This is a genomic window from Kitasatospora sp. NPDC094015, assembly GCF_040304075.1.
Classification (GTDB): Bacteria; Actinomycetota; Actinomycetes; order Streptomycetales; family Streptomycetaceae; genus Kitasatospora.
In genome coordinates, this window is the sequence record NZ_JBEOUL010000077.1 from 1 (window position 1) to 2603 (window position 2603).

Here is a 2603-nt window from a genome sequence, read left to right on the forward strand (position 1 = left end):
GTCTCGTTCTCCTTCGACATGTCGTGGGAGGAGCTGCTCTGGCTGGTCGAGGGCCACGAGGTCCATGTGATGGACGAGTCGCTGCGCCGCGACGCGCAGGGCCTGGCGGACTACTGCGCCGAGCACGCGATCGACGTCGTCAACGTGACCCCGTCCTACGGTCAGGCCCTGGTGGAGTGCGGCCTGCTGGAGGAGGGGCGGCACCGTCCGGTGCTGGTGCTGCTGGGTGGTGAGGCTGTGGCGGAGACGTTGTGGTCGCGGCTGCGGGAGACGCCCGGGGTGTTGGGTTACAACCTGTACGGGCCGACCGAGTACACGATCAACACGTTGGGTGGTGGAACGGAGGATTCGGCGACGGCGACGGTGGGTCGGCCGATCTGGAACACCCGGGCGCATGTGTTGGACGGGTATCTGCGGCCGGTGCCGGTGGGTGTGCCGGGTGAGTTGTACGTGGCCGGGGTGGGTCTGGCGCGGGGTTATCTGAACCGTGCGGGGCTGACGGCGGAGCGTTTCGTGGCGGATCCGTTCGGTGAGCCGGGTGGCCGGATGTACCGGACGGGTGATGTGGTGCGCTGGCGGGCCGATGGTCTGCTGGACTTCCTGGGGCGGGCGGACGACCAGGTGAAGATCCGGGGTTACCGGGTCGAGCCGGGGGAGATCGAGGACGCGCTGGCGGAGCACCCGGGCATCGCGCAGGCCGCCGTGGTGGTCCGCGAGGACACCCCCGGCGTCAAGCGCCTCGCCGCCTACCTGGTCCCCGACCAGCAGGGCGTGGACGTCGCCGCGGTCCGCAGCGACCTCGCCCAGCGCCTGCCGGAGTACATGGTCCCGTCCGCGTTCGTCGTCCTCGACGCGCTGCCACTGACCGTCAACGGCAAGCTCGACCGCAAGGCCCTGCCCGCCCCCGACACCAGCGGCTCCGGCACCGGCCGGGCTCCCCGGGACGCCCGCGAGGAGATCCTCTGCGGCCTGTTCGCCGAGGTGCTCGGCCTGGCCGAGGTCGGCCCCGAGGAGCACTTCTTCGACCTCGGCGGCCACTCGCTGCTCGCCACCCGCCTGGTCAGCCGGATCCGTACGGTGCTCGGCAGCCAGCTGACGGTCCGGGACCTCTTCGAGGCCCCCACCCCGGCGGGCCTGGCCCACCGGGCGGCCGCCGGCGGCGAGGCGCGCCCCGCGCTCGGCCGCCGCGAGCGCCCCGCCGACCTGCCGCTGTCGCACGCCCAGCGCCGGATGTGGTTCCTGCAGAACCTGGACGGCTCCGGCGCCACCTACAACGTGCCGCTGGTCGTGCGGGTCACCGGCGAGCTGGACACCGACGCCCTGCGGGAGGCCGTCCGCGCCGTCACCGAGCGGCACGAGAGCCTGCGCACCGTCTTCACCGAGCACGACGGCGCCGTGCACCAGCGGGTGCTGGCCGCCCCGACCGCGGCCGAGGCGCTCACCGTGGTCCGCTCCGGCGAGCCGACGCTGGCCGCCGACGTCGAGGCGGCCGTCCGGTACGGCTTCGACCTCGCCGCCGAACGGCCGCTGCGGGTCACCCTGCTGGAGGTCGGGCCGCAGGACCACGCCGTGGTGCTGCTGTTCCACCACATCGCCGGCGACGAGTGGTCGATGCTCCCGTTCATCGACGACCTCACCGCCGCCTACACCGCGCACGCCGCGGGCGGCGCCCCCGCCTGGGCGCCGCTGCCGGTCCAGTACGCCGACTACACGCTCTGGCAGCAGGAGCTGCTCGGCGACCCGCAGGACGAGCAGAGCCTGCACGCCCGTCAGGTCGCGTACTGGAAGCGCACCCTGGCCGGCCTGCCCGAGGAACTGCCGCTCCCCACCGACCACCCGCGCCTGCCGGTCGCCGCCCACCGCGGCGACACGGTGTACGCGCAGGTGCCGCCGGTCGTCTACCGGGGCCTGCGGGAGGCCGCCCGCGCCACCGGGACCACCACCTTCATGGTGCTCCAGGCCGCGGTCGCCACCCTGCTGCACCGGCTCGGCGCCGGCACCGACATCCCCCTCGGCGCCCCGGTGGCCGGCCGCTCGGACGCCGCGCTGGACGGGCTGGTGGGCTTCTTCGTCAACACCCTGGTGCTGCGCAACGACCTGTCCGGCGACCCGACCTTCGCGGAGCTGCTGACCCGCACCCGGGACGCCGACCTGGCCGCCTTCGCCCACCAGGACCTGCCGTTCGACCGGCTGGTGGAGGCCGTCAACCCGGCCCGGGTGCCGGGCCGCCACCCGCTGTTCCAGGTGATGCTGGGCTACCAGCACAACGACGGCCAGGCCGGCCGGCTGCTCGGCCTGGAGAGCCGGATCCTGCCGTTCGAGCTGGGCGCCGCCAAGTTCGAGCTGGACTTCAACTTCGAGGAGACCTCCGGCGCGGAGGAGATCGACATCGCGTTCGAGTACGCGGCCGACCTCTACGACCGCGGCACCGCCGAGGCGCTGGTCGAGCGGCTGCTCGCGGTGCTGGAGCAGGTCGCCGCCGCCCCCGACCGCCGGATCGGCGCCCTGGACGTGCTGACGGTGCGGGAGCGGTCGTCGGTGTTGGGGGAGTGGGCGGCGACGGGTCGGGTGCTGCCGGATGCGACGGTGGCGGATCTGTTGGC

Annotated in this window: 1 protein-coding gene; it reads left to right on the forward strand. The window is 73.7% G+C overall.

Annotation, left to right across the window (positions count from 1 at the left end; all coding sequences use genetic code 11):
- Positions 1-2603, forward strand: a 2603-nt coding sequence (locus tag ABT014_RS34370; RefSeq protein WP_350643771.1) for a condensation domain-containing protein, incomplete at both ends; no start/stop codon positions are given.